The organism is Actinoallomurus sp. NPDC052274, assembly GCF_040679475.1.
GTDB lineage: Bacteria > Actinomycetota > Actinomycetes > Streptosporangiales > Streptosporangiaceae > Actinoallomurus > Actinoallomurus liliacearum.
The window spans coordinates 42,562-58,914 of sequence record NZ_JBFAUT010000019.1 but is presented as its reverse complement, the minus strand read 5'-3'; the positions used below and the strand labels follow the sequence as shown (position 1 = coordinate 58,914).

Genomic DNA, 16,353 nt, shown 5'->3' with positions numbered 1-16,353 from the left:
TAGCCCGACGGCGTTCCTTCGCCGCGGATGAGCGAAGATCGTCCGGTGACCGTACTGCTGAGCCGAAGCGACCTGGAGGCCCTTCTCGATCCCCGGGAGTGCCTGGACGCGCTCCGCGCCGGCTCCTTGGCGTCCCCCGGCCGCGTCCGGCCGCAGCGCGTCCGCACCGACCTGCCCGGACCGGGCACCGCGACCGCGCTCATCCCCGGTCTCATCGACGGGGTGCCGGCCTACACGGTGAAGGTCAACGCCAAGTTCCCGGGCGCCACGCCCGCGCTGCGGGGCGTCGTCTGCCTGCACGACCTGCGGACCGGCGAACTGCTCGCGCTGCTCGACTCGGCGACCGTGACGGCCTGGCGCACCGGTCTGGCCGCGGCGCTGGGCACGGACGCGCTCGCCCGGCCCGACGCGGACACGGTCGCGGTCATCGGGGCAGGAGCCCAGGCCCACCTGGTGGTCACCGGCCTGCGCCGCCTCCGGCCGATCCGTGATCTCCTCGTCACCGACCTCGACGCCGAGCGGGCCGCCGCGTTCGCCGCCCGCCACGGTGGCCGGGCGGTGCCGGTGGAGGCCGGCGGGACCGGCCGCGGCGTCCCGCCCGGCGTCGCGGAGGCGGCCGTGATCGTGACCGCGACCTGGTCGAGGACGCCGCTGCTGCACGCCGGCGACGTCGGTCCGGGTACGCACGTCACCTCCCTCGGCGCGGACGAACCGGGCAAGGCGGAACTGTCGGCCGACCTGCTGCGGACGAGCCGTACGTTCGTGGACGACCTCGACCTCGCCGTCGCGATGGGAGCGCTCGGCAACGCGGGCCTCGGCCCGGAGGCCGCCGCCGGCGTGATCTCGGAAGTGCTGCGGGGCACCGCCCCGGGCCGCACGGAACCGTCCGAGGTGACCGTCTACGCGCCCGTCGGCCTGCCGTGGCAGGACCTGGCGCTGAGCTGGGCGGCCTACCAGGCCGCGGGGTCCGGCACCCGGTTCGACTTCCTCGGCTGAGCACCCGCCCCGCCGACTGAGCGCAGGCTTTTGGCCGGGTAGCCGCCCGGCGCGGCCGGGCGCTCGCCCTCCTCGGGCGAGCGCTCGGCGTCACGCGGGGCGGCTCCGGCCGGACTCGCGGCGTTCGGCCCCGAACCGGAGGAAGTCGTCGACCATACGGTGGCAGAGCGCCGCCAGGCGGTGCCGGTCCTCTTCGGACCAGTCGGCGAGCGCATCGGACATCCAGCGCCGCCCCACGGCGCGAATGCACTCGACCGCGTCCGCGCCCTTGGGGGTGATCCGCACCCGCTGGGCCCGGCGGTCGTCCGGGTCCGGGACGCGCTCGACGAAGTCCGCGCGCTCCAGACGCTGCACCTGCCGGGTCACGTGCGGCGCCTCGACGCCGAGCAGCGTGGCCAACTCCCCCAGCCGTAGCGGCGCGGGCGCGTCGGCAAGTGCGCGCAGGAACGGCGCGCTCGCCCGGTCCACGGCCACGCCGGCCTCCTCGATCGTCCGGTCGTGCTCCTTGGCGCGGCTGAGCAGGTGGGATATCCGGCTGAGGGCCCGTTCGAGTTCGGCCATGTCGTCGGGCGGAGGCATGTCATCCAGCATATTCATTGATTGCTTACCTTAATTAAGTAAGTCATCATGAGCGGCGAGATCACAACCTAAGGAGAGTCCCCCGATGGTCGACGTCGCCGTCTCGTCGCGTGAGAGCGGGGAGCAGACGCACACCGGATTGACCCTTTTGGCCCTCGCCACCGCCGGCATGGTCGCGTCCGTGCAGCAGACGCTGGTGCTCCCTCTGCTGCCGGCGCTGATGCGTCACTTCGACGCGTCCGTCAGCGCGGTGACCTGGGTTTTCACCGCATCGCTGCTGGCCGGCGCGGTGGCCACTCCCCTGCTGTCGCGCCTGGGCGACATGTACGGGAAGAAGAACCTCATCATCATCGCGATGGGGCTGCTGGTCGTCGGCTCCACGATCTGCGCGCTGTCGAACTCACTCGGCGTCCTCATCGTCGGACGAGCGTTGCAGGGCACGTCGTCCGCCCTGATCCCGCTGGCCATCGGCATGATCCGGGACACCTTCCCACGGGAGAAGGTCACCTCGGGGATCGGCATCGTCAGCGCCACCATGGGCGTCGGCGGCAGCATCGGCATGATCGTCACCGGGCTGATCGCCGACCACACCAGCAGCTACCGCCCGGAGTTCTGGATCGCCGCGGGGGCGGCCGGGGTCGGGCTCGTGCTGGTCGCGCTGAGCGCGCGGGACGTCGGCGTCCGCGTCGGCGGCCGGCCGGACGTCCCGGGCGCAATGGTCCTCGCCGGTCTCCTCGTATGCCTGCTGCTGGGGATCAGCGAGGGCAACGACTGGGGCTGGTCCTCCGCCGGCGTGCTCGGCCTGTTCGGCGCGACGGTGGTCCTGGCGGCCGTGTGGGTCGCCATCGAGCTGCGCGTCGACCAGCCGCTGGTCCGGCTGAACCTCCTGGTCGGCCTGCAGTCGCTGTCGGCGAACGCCGCCTCGCTCCTGCTCGGGTTCGCGATGTTCGCGGCGTTCACCCTCATCTCGAACTTCGTACAGACCCCCAAGGCGGTCGGCTACGGCCTCGGCGGCTCCGTGCTCGACGTGGGCCTGTACATGCTGCCCAGCACGTTCACCATGTTCGTCTGCTCGGCGCTCTCGGGGCGGATCGCCGGCCGGATCGGCGCGGCGTACACCCTGGCCATCGGGTCGGTGGGCGCCGGGCTGAGCTACCTCTGGCTGGCCGTGTCACACGGGCACGGGTTCGACATGCTGGGCTTCAGCGCCGTGCAGGGGATCGGCGTCGGGGTGGCGTACGCCGCGCTGGGCACCCTCGCGGTGCAGCACGTGCCGATGGACCAGAGCGGCATCGCCAGCGGGATCAACTCTCTCGTCCGGACGGCGGGCGGCAGCGTCTCGGGCGCGGTGACCGCCGCGGTGCTGACCGGGCAGACCATCCCGGGAACGCCGGGCGTCCCGACCGAGCACGCGTACGTCGTGTGCTTCGTGATCGCGACGATCGGCGCGGTGCTGGCGGCCGCCGTGGCGGTGGTGCACGGTGTCCGGCACAAGTCGGCCCCGCACGCGGTCGAGGCGCTCGAGATCTCCTGACCTCAAGCCGGAAACCCCGAGCCGGAGACCCCGAACGGTCCACTTCCTCTGCCACGCCGCAAAGGAAGTGGACCGTCATCACTGCTATTTCACGCACAATCGCTCACAATATTGCTATTGCGAGCGATCCAACTTATTCGTCGTTGTTCAGTTGTGGCGCTACTCCGCCGCCCGAGCCGTGTCGTCCTCCGACGCGGCCGCCGGCACCGTCGCGACCTCGACGCATGCGCCGTTGGCCATGCTCCGAGATCCTTTGCGCCAGATGACGCCGGGATGCCTGATCGCCTGGTCCATCATTATCACCCCCCTCCGTTTTCGGCTAAGAACCCCACGCATCCCGGGTGATCCTGGAGATCAATTCCATGGATTCCGCAGGCGCGAGCGCCTCTGCGCTGAGTCGCTCGAAACTGAGCCGATGCCGGTAGGTCTCGGTCTCTTCTTCGAGATACGAGCAGCCGTTCTGATGCTCGATATAGATGACGTCGTGGAACTTGATTCCGCCGACTTGCGGGAACTGCAGAAGCGTGAAGGACCCCGTGGTGATCGGATGGGGCCCATCAAGTGGAAGCACCTGGAGCGTGACGTTGGGCAACTCGGCCAACTCCAGAAGGCGTTCGAGTTGCTCGCCCATGACGCTCGCGTCTCCGAAGCGGCGCAGCAGGGTGGCCTCGTCCAGGACGAGGGACAGCCGCAGCGGCGACTCGCGGGTGAGCACGGACTGACGCGCCAGCCGAGTCTCCACGCGCGCGTCGACCCGGCTCGGCGGGATGACCTCGATCGAGTGCGACCCCTGCTCGACGGCCGAGGCGTACGCCTCCGTCTGCAGCAGGCCGGGCACGACCTGGGTCTCCCACTGGAGGATCTCCTCCGCCTCCATCTCGAGACCGATATAGGAGGCGTACGGCTCAGGGAGAGCGTCCGAATACGCCTCCCACCAGCCCTTTCGACCGGCATCCCGGGCCAACTGGAGCAGTTGGTCCCGGTACGTACCGTCGACACCGTAGAGGTCCAGCAAGCTCCTCACGTCTCCCAGACGGGGGGCTTGGCGGGCATTCTCGATGCGACTGACCTTCGAGGCCGACCATCCGAGTCGGTCGGCGACGTCATCACCGGTCAGTTCGCTTCTTTCGCGGAGGCGGCGCAACTCCGTGGCCAGTCTGCGGTTACGAACCGTGCCACTTCCGGGCCCGGGCACCTTGTTCCTCCCCAGCCGACCGGCGAGACCTCACCGGTCGTGCGCTACCACTCGGCATAACCGTTATAGAGGTCGGCCGTAATAGTGTCAAGAAATCGCCGTCACAACATTTAGTGAAACTTGCGACGCAATATACCTTAGCGGACGTCGCACAGCGAGTTGGATCGTCCCGGTTGGACGATCCGACTCTTACCCCGCATACATAGCAGCCCATCTGCCCGTTCGACCCCGCAGTACCCATCTTGTGACGCTACCCACATCGCCTCCGGTCAGGCGTCCTGAGGTTCGTCCGCGAGGTACGGCGGAGCGGGCTCGTACTGGATGTATCTGCGGACGGCCCGGGCGTGATCCCTGCCGTGCAGCCGGCCGACCAGCCACAGCGCCATGTCGATGCCGGCCGAGACGCCCTGGCTGGTGACGAGGTTCCCGTCGACGACGTAGCGCGCGTCGCGTACGACCGTGACGTCGCCCCGCGCCTGCAGCGTGTCCTCGAAGGCATGGTGCGTCGCCACCCGACGACCACGCGCGTGCCCCGCCTCGTGCAGGAGGAGCGCGCCGGTGCAGACCCCCGTGACCCAGGAGGCGTCGGTCCGTGCGATCCAGTCGATCAGCGCCGGGTTGGACACCTCACGCCGGGTGCCCTGTCCGCCCGGCACCAGCAGGACGTCCAGCGGCGGGTGGTCGCCGAAGGAATGGTCGGCCAGCACCCGGAGCCCCTTGCCGCAGCGCACCGGTCCGGACCTCTCGGCGATGGTCACCGCGGTGTCGGCGCCGTCGCGGAGCATGGAGGAGGCGGTGAACACCTCCCACGGCCCCACGACGTCCAGTTCCTCCGCGCCGTCGAACACCAACAGTCCATAAGTGGTCACGCGTACTCCCTGGTCGATCGGAAACGGTCCCGGTAGTCGGACGGGGGACGCCGACGTGCCGGTGGAACGCCCGGCGCAGCGTCTCGGCGGTCCCGAAGCCGCACCGCCGGGCGATGGCCTCGACCGGGTCGTCCCCCTCGGCGAGCGCACGCCGCGCCGCCTCCACCCGGACCCGTTCGACGTACGCCGCCGGCGGCACGCCGAGCTCGGCGGTGAACCGGCGTTGCAGGTGGCGTGGGCTCAGGCCGGCCCTCGCCGCCAGGTCCCCGATGCCGTGCCGCGCCCCCGGCGCCGCGTGCACCGCGTCCACGACGACGCGGATCGGGTCGCTCGACGGCTGTGCCGACCACAGCGGAACACTGAACTGCGACTGACTTCCGGGCCTGCGCAGGAACATCACGAGTTCGCGAGCCACCTCATGGGCGGCGTCCCGGCCGAGATCCTTCTCGACGAGGGCGAGCGCCAGGTCCATGCCCGCCGTCACCCCCGCGGACGTCCATAACCTGCCGTCCCGAATGAAGATCGGATCGCAGTCGACGATCAGCTGCGGATGCTCGGCGGCGAGCTGGTCGCGGCGCTTCCAGTGGGTCGTCACCCGCCGGCCGTCCAGCAGACCCGTCGCCGCCAGCAGGAGGGCCCCGCTGCAGACGGAGGCGACGCGCCGGGCCGCGGCCCCCGCCGCGGCGATCCAGCCGACCAGCGCGGAGTCGAGCCGCGCCGCGTCGACGCCCGTACCGCCCACCACGACGAGCGTGTCCACACCGGCGGGGTCGACGTCGCCGACCCCGTACTCCGCGTGGACGGGCAGACCGCTGCCGGAGCGTACGAGCCCGGCCCGCGGAGCGATGATCCGCGACCGGTACCCGGCGTCGGCGAACACCTCGTACGGTCCGATGAGGTCCAGCGGCTGGAAGCCGTCGAAGATGACGAAGCAGATCCGGAGGGCGTCCACGACTTCAGGCTCTCCGGTCCCCCATGTGGCGTCAACGACACACACCCCACGGATCACGCCATCGGCCCGCCCTGAGCCGTATCCCCTCCGGCCGACGCTGGGCCGGATCCTGTTCCACCCGCCGCGAGTGGTCGACCGGGCGCCGTGGGACGCTGTTCAGGGCAGTGGGGCGAGCTCCGGCTGGGCGAGCACGATCCCCTCCCGACGCCACAGCCGCCGTACGTCGTCCCGCAGGCGGGCGTCGGCTCGGGCACGGGCGACGAACTCCTCCGGGGTACGGGCGCCGGTCAGCCGGACCAGGCGGGGAGACGCCGCCAGGAGCCCGGCCAGCAGACCGGGCTGTCCGGCCAGGCGGATCGGGACGCCGCCCGCGTCGGTCAGGCAGCCGTGCCGCCCGGCGTAGAGGTGACAACCGAGCGGTGCGAGGCCGGGCAGCGCGACGGTCACCGACGCCGACGGCCGCACCCGGTGGTAGTTCGGCTCCGTACGATCGACGGCGGCGAGTTGCTCGTCGTCCAGCCACAGGACGACGAGTTCGGTGCTCGCGCCGGGTGTCAGCACCGGGACGGCCGGCACGTATCCGGGCCGGCTCACGTGCGCGGACGCCCCGGCGGTCAGCCCGGACACGTGGGCGTACGTCATCGGGACGACCAGGCGCGTCCGCCCCGCCAGTTTCCGGGCGATCTGGGCCGGTGCGGCGTTCGACCCGACGGCCAGCACCGGCCGGCGGTCGGCCATGACCGGGCGGCCGCAGGCGCGCAGCGCCTCGTCCAGCGGGATCTCCGGCCCGCCGAACACGTGCGGCGGCACCGCCGACGCGTCGAGGACCCAGTGACCGGGTGGGGACTGCGGGGCCGGCGGAGTCGCGCCGGCTTCGGCCGCGACGGGGATCGGCCGGCCGGGCGGCCGGGCGACGGGCGGTGGGGGCGTCACGCGCAGGTCGAGGAAGCATCCGTCGACCAGGAGACCGGATCCGGGCGGCCGCCGGCCGGGATAAATGAGCGGCCGGGCGATGGGGTCCTCGGCGTAGCCGAGAGCACGCAGCTCGCGTCCGGGGGCGGTGACGGGCGGGAACACGGGGTCCGGGGAACGGCCTGATCCGTGATGCACGGCTCTCCTGCCGCCGCCTGCTGTCGGCCGAGGGCGCGCGGCTCAGGGGTCGGGGGTCGGTCTTTCCCGATGCTACGCCCGCCGCCGACCCCGCGGGGTCAGGCCCGGGCCGGCTCGGCCGTCAGATGCTCGGCGAGGACGGCGCGCTGTGTCGTCCTCGCCCGCGTGTGGCGCTCTCGCCCGGCGGCGGTGAGCTTCACGAAGATCGCGCGCCGGTCGTCGGCGCACATGGACCGCTCCACGAGGCCGTCGCGCTCCAGCCGGGCGACCGTCCGCGACAGCGCGCTCTGGCTGAGGTACATCGAGGTCGCGAGATCGTGCATGCGGAGGTCCTCGCAGGAGGCGTCGATCAGCCGATCGAGCACCTCGAACTCGCTCATGCCGATCCCGTGCGTCTCCTGCAGCGCACGATCGAGAGCGCAGGAGACCGTGCTGTAGCAGGCCAGAACGTCGCGCCAGCGGCGCACGAGCTCGGTCTCGCCCGTCTCCGTCATGGCCCGGACCTTAACACGCGTTGAACAAAGATGCAAACGCATTTAATGCGTGGACAACTGATGCATGTGCATGTAACTTCTTCGCCGTGACCACGACAGCACTCCCCGACTCACGCACGCTTCCCGGCGCCCCGGCCGTCCGGGACCGGTGGCCCGCCCGGCTGTGGGGCATCCTGGCCGTTCTCTCCCTGGTCCTCTTCCTCGACGGACTCGACGTGTCGATGGTCGGCGTGGCGCTCCCGTCCATCGGCAGGGCGCTGGACCTGACCACCTCCAGCCTCCAGTGGATCGTCAGCGGATACGTCCTGGGCTACGGCGGTCTGCTGCTGCTCGGCGGCCGCACCGCCGACCTGCTCGGCCGGCGGCGGGTGTTCCTGATCGCACTGGCCGTGTTCGCCGTCGCCTCGCTGCTCGGCGGCCTGGTCGACTCGGGGCCGCTGCTGATCGCCACCCGCTTCATCAAGGGGGTCAGCGCGGCGTTCACGGCGCCCACCGGCCTGTCGATCATCACCACGACGTTCGCGGAGGGCCGGGCGCGCAACAAGGCGCTCTCGATCTACACGGTCTTCGGCGCCAGCGGCTACTCCTTCGGCCTGATCTTCGGCGGCCTCATGACCGGGCTCGGCTGGCGCTGGACCTTCCTGATGCCCGTGCCGATCGCGCTCGTCGCGCTGGTCGCCGGGTTGTCGCTGATCCCCCGTGACCGCCCGGCCTCCGACGGCGGCCACGACCTCCTCGGAGCCCTCACGTCCACGGCCGCGATGCTGCTGCTGGTGTACGACCTCGTGTCCGCCCCGGACCGCGGCTGGACCGCACCGGTGACGCTGGCGCTGTTCGGCGCCGTCGTCGTCCTGCTCGGCGCCTTCATCCTGGTCGAGCGTCGTGTCCCGCACCCGCTGGTCCGGCTGGGCATCCTGCGAAAGGGCACGCTCGTACGCGCCAACCTGGCGATCGTCGCGCTGCTCGGCTCCTACACCTCGTTCCAGTTCGTCGTCACGCTGTACCTGCAGTCCGTTCTCGGCTGGGCGCCGCTGACGATGGCCCTGGCGCTGCTGCCCGCCGGGCTCCTGGTGGTGTTCAGCGCGCCGTTCACGGGCACGCTGATCGACCGGTTCGGCACGGCCCGGTTCATCGTCGGCGGGCTGGCCGCGATGTCGGTCGGCTACCTGCTGTTCCTGCGCGTCGACACGCATCCGGTCTACGTCCTGGCCGTCCTTCCGACAGCGCTGCTGCTCGGTTCCGGTTTCGCCCTCGGCTTCCCGTCCATCAACGTGCAGGCCACCGCGGGCGTGGAGGACGACGAGCAGGGACTGGCCGCCGGGCTCGTGCAGACGGCCGGGCAGGTCGGCGCCGCGCTGGTCCTTGCGGTCACCACCGCGATCATCACGGGCGACGACACGAGGCCGGGGTCCCACTCCCCCGCCGCGATGCTCGCGCAGTACCGGCCCGGCCTGGTCTTCGTCACGGCCGTGGCCCTCGGCGGATTGCTGATCTCGGTCGTCCCGCTGCTGCGCCGCCGGTCGGCACGGCACGCCGCCCAGCGCTGAACCGCCACCGCTCGCCGGATCACCCGGGGTGTCCGACCCGGGTGATCCGGCCGTGGCGCGTGGGCCGAGGGCCGATTCGGTGGCCGGAGCCGGATCCGGTGCCGAGGCGTGCCGATGGCGGCCCTCAGTCAGGCCGGCACGGTCGCGAGCAGCGCGGTGGCGTCGTCGTGCGGCTTCGCCCCGGGTATCGGCCGAGCCCGTTCCGCCCGCCGGACAAGACCGATGACGTGTGCCGGGCCGCCGTCGCGCAGGACCTCGAGGAGCCGCGGCCAGTCGTACCCGTAATGCTCGACCAAACGGGTCGCTCCGTCGGTGAACATCGCCACCTGGTCGACCTCCGACGCGGAGAAGACCGCCGTCACCGCCTGATGGGCCGCCTCCGGGGCACTGCTCGCCACCCAGAACCCGCCCTGCCGGTTCCGGTGCGTCCGGACCTGTTCCAGCGTGTACGGGCGCCCGCCCGGCAGGTGCGAGAGCCGATCGTCCTCCACCAGGTGAAGAGAGCCGTCACGACCGCGCACCGCGATGGGCGAGTCGGCCAGGACCAGACACTCGACCCGGCCACCGCGCCGCCGCGTCACCGCCAGCGTCGATGACGGGCTGTCCGGGTTGGCCAGCTCGCAGGTTCCGGCGTGCGACGCGCAGACCTGCTCGATCGAGTCGGCCACGAGGTCGGTGAGCGCACAGTCCGCGGCCTCGGCCAGCCGGGCGCCGAGCGCCCCCGCGAGCCGCCGCACCAGCCACGCGACGTCGTGCACGCATCCGCTGTCCACGCCGGCCGGCGCGGTCGCCCCGTCCAGCACGACCGCCCAGTCCGGGCCGGCGACCACACAGTCCTCGTTGACGGTGCCGGGTGCCGCCTGGGTCGCATAGGTGATCTGCACCGACCGAACGTCCTTTCCCCTGGGATCCCGGCGGGCGCCCTGCCCACGCCCGGTGTTCGCCGCCCCTGACCGTAGCGGCGATCGGCCGCGGGCGGGTATCCGGCATGACCGGGCCCACGGTGGGACGGAACGAGCCCGGCGATGCCCTCCATCCCGAAGAGATCATTCAAGGGCAAGGACGAATGCGGCACCGGATATCAGGGAGTGTCCGCGGTGTTCGGCGAAATGAAATGACCTTTGTGAGGCTTGCGATAATGCTGGGTCAATACGCCAATATCTACCCATAAGAGGTTTTTGGCGGAGAAATTCGCGGTATGGACAGGGTGGGCATCCGTGAGCTAGGGGGGAGGATGCCATGACCGAGTCAAGGGGCCAAGGCGCCTACAACAGACCTACGGGAGCCGGAGCTCGAGGGCACGAGGTCGGCGCGACGCCCACCGGCGGGGAGATGGAGGCCGAACAGCAGGAGTTCTCCTTCTGGCAGGACAGAAGCCGGGTGTTCCTGCAGCCCATCGCGGCGCCGTCGATCCTGGGGCTCTTCGGGCTGGCGACGGCGAACCTGATGGTCGGCGCGTGGATGGCGCGCTGGTACGGGAACGCGCTGAGCCCGGTGATCCTGTTCCCCTTCGTGCTGACCGCCGGCGGGCTCGCGCAGTTCCTGGCGGGCATGTGGTCCTATCGCGCGCGAGACGGTCTGGCCACCGCCGTACACGGGATATGGGGGGCGTTCTGGCTCGCGTTCGGCTTCATGTTCATGCTGGTCGCCGCCGGGACCTTCCCGATCCTGCTGGCACCGCACATCGGGGCCGCCAACACGCCGTTCGCCTTCTGGTTGATCGCGCTGTGCTTGATCACCGCACTCTGCGCGATGGCCGCGACGGCCGAGAACATGGGCCTGACGGTGATGCTGGTCCTGCTCGCCGTGGCGGCCGGGTTCGCCGCCGCCGGCTTCGTCTCCGGGGCGTCGTGGCCGGTCATCGTGGCGGGCTGGCTCTTCGTGGCATCCGCCGCCGCTGCCCTGTACATCGCCGGCGCCATGATGGTGGAGGGTAGCTTCGGACGGACCATGCTGCCGCTGGGCAAGTACAGCGCCGCGGCCAACATCCCGGGCCGGAGGATCACCCGGCCGCTGGAGTACAAGTACGGTCAGCCGGGGGTCAAGATCGGCCAGTGACCGCCTCGGAACCGCGGACGTCGCCCTGGGGCAGCGCGGACAGCGCCGCCCCGGGCACGGCCGGAGACGGGCGACGGAAGAGGCGAGACCTCACCGGTGAAGGTCGTCCGGTCGCCCGATAGAGGAAACCCCTGGTCAGGGACTGCCTCATGGTCCGCTACGCTCGACGAACACGTCTGATTCGACACGGTTTGTCCAGCGGGAGTCCCCCATGTCTCGTGTGGCCGGGTTCTGTAGATCCCTGACGCGCCGTTCCCTCCGCGCGTACCGCATCGCCTGCGCGCGTGACGACGCGGCGACCTGGAGTGTGGTCGTCCCCGAGGGCGTATGGGCCTGCTCCGGATGTGACACGGTGCTCCTCCAGACCGACGCCTCGTCGGACCACGTCTGCACCGGCCACACCGCCGTCTGAGCGCGCGACGCCACCTCCGTACGACCTCGGAGCACACGCCTCCCCCCGGCGCGCACTTTCCGTGAGTCATCGGCCACTTCGTGCGATGATGGCGATCCTTACTCCTGCTCTGGAGCGTCATGGACCCGGTGCCCGATGACGACCTCGCCGGCACCGCGGCCCTCGTACGGATCGCCGGCCGGATCCGTGCGGACGACGGGCTCCACCGACGCTTCCGAGACACGTTCAACCAACGGATCGAGCACCACCTCCCCCTCAGCCCGGCCCGGCGCGGCGGGCCGAGGGCGTACGGGAGCTCCGGGAGGCGCTCGACGGCGACCCGCTCCCCTCGGTGATCGCGAAGATCGTCCCATCCGCGTGAGAACGGCCGGGCGCGGCAAGGCCCACTGTCCCGGTCCGCCCGGTCAGGCACGCCGGCCGCCGCCTGCCGGGCGGGACCGGCCCGGGCCGGTCCCGCCCGGGGCGGGGGCGTACGATCCGGTCCCGGGACGGGGCCGACGGCCGGCGTGGAGGTCAGCCGCCGATGCCGGAGTTCTGCGCGGCGGTCACGATGGTCGTGGCGTCCTCCGGCAGGAGATAGCCGGCGTTCACCGATGCCTGCGCGGCCGCCTGCACCTTGCTCACATAGTCCGCGTGCGTCGGGTACAGCCGGCTGAGCACCGGTTCGGCGTTGGGCGGAGCGGCGGGGTCGGACGGGTCGCCCGCGTCGTGCCGGTCCCATGGGTCGGCGTCGCCGTTCCACGGGTCCGTGGCGCCGTACAGACCGCAGAAGACGCCGCTGCCGCTGATGTCCCGCAGCCCGGTGAGCGTACGCGTCGGAACCGCCACGTCGGGGAGCCGGATCCCGCCGGTGGCCAGGCCGGTGCTCGGGTCGCGCACGTCGGCGTCGAGCGCCGGACCACTCGGCGGCGGGGCTCCGCCCTGCGCCCAGTCGGTCAGGTGGCGCAGGGCGGCGTTCATCGCGTAGTGGCCGGGCCCGTCGTTGTACGGGGCCGACCCCGCGGCGCAGTCGGGCTGCGGGGCGGCGGAGCCGGCCGACTTCTGCAGCGTCGGGTCACCGAGGTCGTACGCCCATTGGTCGCCGTGCGAGGTGCCGGCCAGTTCCCAGTGCACCACCCGGTTCGTGTCCGGCTGCCGGGCGGCGGACGCGAGCGGGACGTCGGTCTCGGTGAGCACGACGAACGTCGGGACCGACAGGTCGGTCCGGATCCGTGAGGGATTCGGCATCAGCAGCGTGTCGGCGGCGTTGCCGCTGATCGGCGCGGCGATGGCGCTGTTGCTGTGGATCATGAAGCCGTCGTAGACCCGCGCTACCGGCTGGACGGCGTCGGCGTACGTCGTCATGAACCCGGCCGACTGCGACTCGCCGTCGGCGAGGAGCGTTCTGATGTGCAGCCCGCCGAGCGGGTTCGGCCCGTTCGGGGTGCGCAGCGCCTGCCCGGCCTGGGAGAAGATGTCGTACGAGAACGCGTCGCCGGGGTGGAAGAGGGTGCCGTACCGCGCCGGGTCCCAGCCCTTGAGACCGTGGATCTGGCCGAGGCCGCCGTTCACGCCGACCGCCTGCGCCGAGACGCCGACCCACGCGTAGCCCTTGCGGAGCAGCTCGTCTCGGGCGAACCAGTAGTCCGGAGAGATCTCGAGCTGGCCACTGACATTGAGCCACTCGACGACGACGGTGCCGTTGAACTTCGCCGGGTCGGTGGGCCGGCGGACGAGGATCCGGGTCTTGTACGGGGCGCGGAGGGCCGCGTGGACGTCCCATCGGCCGTCCGAGGTCCAGATCCCGGACTTGACGTAGGAGGTGGCGATGCCCGCGATGAAGTACTCGCTCTCGGTGTAACCGAACGCGCCGAGGTCCTCCGCCGCCGCGAGGAACGGGAAGCCGTGGCCGCCGCTGGGCGGGACCGAGATCGTCGGGGCGGCGGCCGCGGCCTGCGCGGCCGAGGTCACCGGTGGAACGCCGAGGAAGACGGCACAGAGCACCGCTGCCAGCGCGGCGGCGATCATCGGCCGCCGCGGAAGCCGAACGGGTGGGCGCACGGGGTGCCTCCTGGAGAACAGGGGTCGGGGAAGCACAGTGTCGGCCGCCCGTCCCGGCCGCGAATCGGGGAAATCACCGGTCTTCGGCTCTGCCTCATGAAGGCGGGAGGTGGATCCCGATGAGGCAGGTGTCGTCGTCGGTGTCGGCGTCGCTGTGGGTGAGGAGGTGGTCGAGACGGTCCTCCAGGCTCGGGGCCGGCTGCCCCGCGGTGACGAGGAGCCGGTCGAGGGTGTCGCCCATGGAGGTGTCCCGGCGTTCGACGAGGCCATCGGTGTAGAGCAGGAGAACGTCGTCGGCTTCGAGGGTGAGACGGCCCTCCTCGTACTGGCTGTCGGGCGGGCCGCCGAGGAGCATCCCGCCGATCAGGGGCAGTGCGGTCGCTCGCCCGTCGCGGACGAGCACCGGGGGCAGGTGGCCCGCCCGCGCCCATTCCAGCGTGCGGGTGCCGGGGTCGTACAGACCGCAGACGGCGGTGCCGGTGACGTAGTCGGTGAGGTGGTGGGCGACCAGGTTGAGCCAGCGCAGCAGCTGGCCGGGGCCGGCACCGGTGGTGGCCAGGCCGCGCAGGGCGTTGCGCAGCACGACCATGCCGGTCGCGGCCTCGATCCCGTGGCCGGCGACGTCTCCGACGCACAGCAGGACCCGGCCGGACGGCAGCACCACCGCGTCGTACCAGTCGCCGCCGACCAGGTGGTCGTCCTCGGCGGGCCGGTAGCGTACGGCCACGCGCAGGCCGGCGGCGTCGATGGGGCCGCGGGTCGGCGGCATGATCGCGCGCTGGAGTTTCAGCGTGAGCCGGTTGTTCTCGGCGGCCTGCTCTTCGGTGTGCGCCAGTTGATCGCGCGTTGCGGCGAGAGCCACCTCGGTCCAGTGCTGAGCCGAGATGTCCTGGTACGCCCCACGGACGAGCAGCACGTGGCCGGTGCCGTCCAGGACCGGTTCGGCGACGACGCGCAGGTGGCGGGTGATGCCGTCGGGCCGTTTCAGGCGGAAGGCGGTGGACGCCGATCGCCGCTGGTGCAGCAGGGTGCGCAGGAAGCGGCCGATACCGGTCTCGTCGTCGGCGTGGGCATGGGCCGGCAGTTGGGTCAGCGGGATCGGAACCGCCGTCGGCCGCAGGCCGAACAACGCGAACATCTGGTCGTTCCAGGTGATCTCTCCGGTCGCGAGGTTCTCCTCGAAGCCTCCGACCCGCCCGAGGCGCTGGGCGTGCTGGAGAAGGCTGGCCAGGCGGTCGGCCTGGTCCTTGACCCGCCAGATGAGCAGCACGCTGTCGCTGTGCCGGCTGATGCTGATGTCGGCCGGAGACGTCAGCGGTACCTGGTCGACCAGGGTGGTCAGGAGAGTGTCGTCGGCGCGGAACGGCTCCCCGGTCGCATAGACGCGCTCCACCTTGTCGAACAGGCCACTCTGACCGGCTGCGAGGGGGTAGGCCTCGAGCAGGAGCGCCCCGGTGACGCTGCTGCGGGGACGGCCCACCGGGTCGACGAACCGCGGATTGGCGTGATGGATCCGAAAGTCGATCAGGTGGCCGTCGGCGTCTATCTGCGGGCGGAGGACCAGGGCCGGGTCGTGCAGGCCGTCGACGAGGTCGATGAGCTCGGTGAGGTCCCGGTAGGCGGAGTCGGACAGTGCCGGGCCCGGCAGTCCGGCGGCGGGCCGGGTCTCCAGCGTGTGCGCGCACAGCTGTGCCAGGGCCTCCAACTGCCGCTCGATCTGCGGCGACCGCGGCGGTGGGGAGCCGGGCCAGCAGATCTCCAGCACGCCGGTGAGGCGCCCGCCCGTACCGGTCGGGATGGCGACCCGGCCGCCGTCAGGGGTGTCGTGACGGCCGACGGACGGCAGTCCGGTCTCGGCGAACGAGGGCAACCAGACCGGCTGCCGCTCGAGCAGGGCCTTGGAGGCGGGCGTGGTGACGCCGGGGGGCACGTAGTGCCAGCGGGCGGCCTCGTCGGCGCGGAAGCCGGCCGCTCCGGCGAGGCTCATGGAGCCGTCCGGCGCGACGGCCCAGACGGCGACGGAGACGGCGTCCAGTGGCCGCAGCGCGTGTGTCAGCAGGGAGTCGGCGACGGCCTGGGTGTCGGCCGCGGCGAGCACGCCGCTCTCGGCCGTACGAAGCCGCGTGGCGACCGTGGTCCCGCTGTTCTCCTCCGGATCGTCGCATGACCGGCCGCCGGACGCCTGCGCCAGGAACGCCTTGGTCACCTCGGCGACCTGGTCACGGGCGGCCTGGTTGATGATCTCGGCGGCCAGTTGCAGGACCGGCAGGTCCGTCTCGGCGGCCAGGTCCTCCAACTGCCGGGCGGCCTCGGCCGGCGCGCAGTGCAGCCGCTCGACCAGCACGCCCTTGGCCAACTCGATGACGCTGCGGCCGTCGGCGTCGAACTGGGCCTGCTCGACCTGCCGGCGCAGCCGCACGACGGTGGCGGCGAGCCGGCTGACGGCCGGGTCCGTACCGTTCGTGCCGGCACGGGAGCGTTCGGGCAGCGCCGCGCCGGCTGCTCCCCCGCCCCCGGTGGGGGCGCCGACGGGCGCATCCACCGGCGTCGGATCACCGGGCGTGCCA

Annotated in this window: 14 protein-coding genes and 1 pseudogene; 5 read left to right on the top strand and 10 right to left on the bottom strand. The window is 71.7% G+C overall.

The genetic code is table 11. The features are described 5' to 3' along the window. The first annotated feature begins 45 nt into the window (after nt 1-45). Nucleotides 46-996 carry an ornithine cyclodeaminase family protein gene (locus AB0K82_RS18285; protein ID WP_364398237.1) on the top strand — a complete coding sequence of 317 codons (951 nt, stop codon included), beginning with the start codon at nt 46-48 and terminating at the stop codon, nt 994-996. Between the two features lie 90 nt (nt 997-1,086). On the opposite strand, the gene AB0K82_RS18280 is transcribed toward AB0K82_RS18285, so the two are convergent. Beyond that, on the bottom strand, nt 1,087-1,575 hold the full coding sequence (locus AB0K82_RS18280; protein WP_364398236.1) for a MarR family transcriptional regulator: 489 nt from the start codon (nt 1,573-1,575) through the stop codon (nt 1,087-1,089). 85 nt (nt 1,576-1,660) lie between these two features. Between AB0K82_RS18280 and AB0K82_RS18275 the strand changes: the two genes are divergently transcribed. Beyond that, a complete protein-coding gene (locus tag AB0K82_RS18275) occupies nt 1,661-3,109 on the top strand; it encodes an MFS transporter (protein ID WP_364398234.1) in 1,449 nt (482 codons plus the stop codon). A gap of 159 nt (nt 3,110-3,268) precedes the next feature. On the opposite strand, the gene AB0K82_RS18270 is transcribed toward AB0K82_RS18275, so the two are convergent. The 6 genes and pseudogenes from AB0K82_RS18270 to AB0K82_RS18245 all read right to left on the bottom strand — a co-directional run bounded on the left by AB0K82_RS18270 (nt 3,269) and on the right by AB0K82_RS18245 (nt 7,729). Then, nucleotides 3,269-3,403, bottom strand: coding sequence for a DUF397 domain-containing protein (locus AB0K82_RS18270; RefSeq protein ID WP_364398232.1), 135 nt, complete (start codon nt 3,401-3,403; stop codon nt 3,269-3,271). A 25-nt stretch (nt 3,404-3,428) separates the two neighbouring features. Beyond that, entirely contained in the window at nt 3,429-4,304 is an 876-nt protein-coding gene (locus tag AB0K82_RS18265; RefSeq protein WP_364398231.1) for a helix-turn-helix transcriptional regulator, read from the bottom strand. Between the two features lie 269 nt (nt 4,305-4,573). Beyond that, complete coding sequence (locus AB0K82_RS18260; protein ID WP_364398229.1) at nt 4,574-5,107, bottom strand: DJ-1/PfpI family protein; 534 nt, start codon at nt 5,105-5,107, stop codon at nt 4,574-4,576. Nucleotides 5,108-5,279: 172 nt separating this feature from the next. Further along, a pseudogene (locus tag AB0K82_RS18255) lies at nt 5,280-6,053 on the bottom strand (DJ-1/PfpI family protein); the annotation flags it as partial. Between the two features lie 228 nt (nt 6,054-6,281). Then, entirely contained in the window at nt 6,282-7,235 is a 954-nt protein-coding gene (locus tag AB0K82_RS18250) for a hypothetical protein (protein ID WP_364398228.1), read from the bottom strand. Nucleotides 7,236-7,333: 98 nt separating this feature from the next. Beyond that, nucleotides 7,334-7,729, bottom strand: coding sequence for a MarR family transcriptional regulator (locus AB0K82_RS18245; RefSeq protein WP_364398226.1), 396 nt, complete (start codon nt 7,727-7,729; stop codon nt 7,334-7,336). A gap of 86 nt (nt 7,730-7,815) precedes the next feature. Between AB0K82_RS18245 and AB0K82_RS18240 the strand changes: the two genes are divergently transcribed. Next, nucleotides 7,816-9,276 carry an MFS transporter gene (locus tag AB0K82_RS18240; protein WP_364398224.1) on the top strand — a complete coding sequence of 487 codons (1,461 nt, stop codon included), beginning with the start codon at nt 7,816-7,818 and terminating at the stop codon, nt 9,274-9,276. 128 nt (nt 9,277-9,404) lie between these two features. Here the strand turns inward: AB0K82_RS18240 and AB0K82_RS18235 are convergent, their stop codons facing one another. Next, nucleotides 9,405-10,160 carry a protein phosphatase 2C domain-containing protein gene (locus AB0K82_RS18235; RefSeq protein ID WP_364398223.1) on the bottom strand — a complete coding sequence of 252 codons (756 nt, stop codon included), beginning with the start codon at nt 10,158-10,160 and terminating at the stop codon, nt 9,405-9,407. Nucleotides 10,161-10,515: 355 nt separating this feature from the next. Between AB0K82_RS18235 and AB0K82_RS18230 the strand changes: the two genes are divergently transcribed. After that, nucleotides 10,516-11,334: a GPR1/FUN34/YaaH family transporter gene (locus AB0K82_RS18230; protein WP_364398221.1), complete on the top strand. Its 819-nt coding sequence runs from the start codon at nt 10,516-10,518 to the stop codon at nt 11,332-11,334. Nucleotides 11,335-11,545: 211 nt separating this feature from the next. Next, nucleotides 11,546-11,746, top strand: a complete 201-nt coding sequence (locus AB0K82_RS18225) for a hypothetical protein (RefSeq protein WP_364398219.1) — start codon at nt 11,546-11,548, stop codon at nt 11,744-11,746. Between the two features lie 513 nt (nt 11,747-12,259). On the opposite strand, the gene AB0K82_RS18220 is transcribed toward AB0K82_RS18225, so the two are convergent. After that, the gene (locus AB0K82_RS18220; protein WP_364398217.1) at nt 12,260-13,786 is read right to left on the bottom strand and encodes an alpha/beta hydrolase domain-containing protein; all 1,527 of its coding nucleotides are present in this window, start codon (nt 13,784-13,786) and stop codon (nt 12,260-12,262) included. Between the two features lie 94 nt (nt 13,787-13,880). After that, nucleotides 13,881-16,328 carry a SpoIIE family protein phosphatase gene (locus AB0K82_RS18215; RefSeq protein ID WP_364398215.1) on the bottom strand — a complete coding sequence of 816 codons (2,448 nt, stop codon included), beginning with the start codon at nt 16,326-16,328 and terminating at the stop codon, nt 13,881-13,883. Nucleotides 16,329-16,353: the final 25 nt, after the last annotated feature.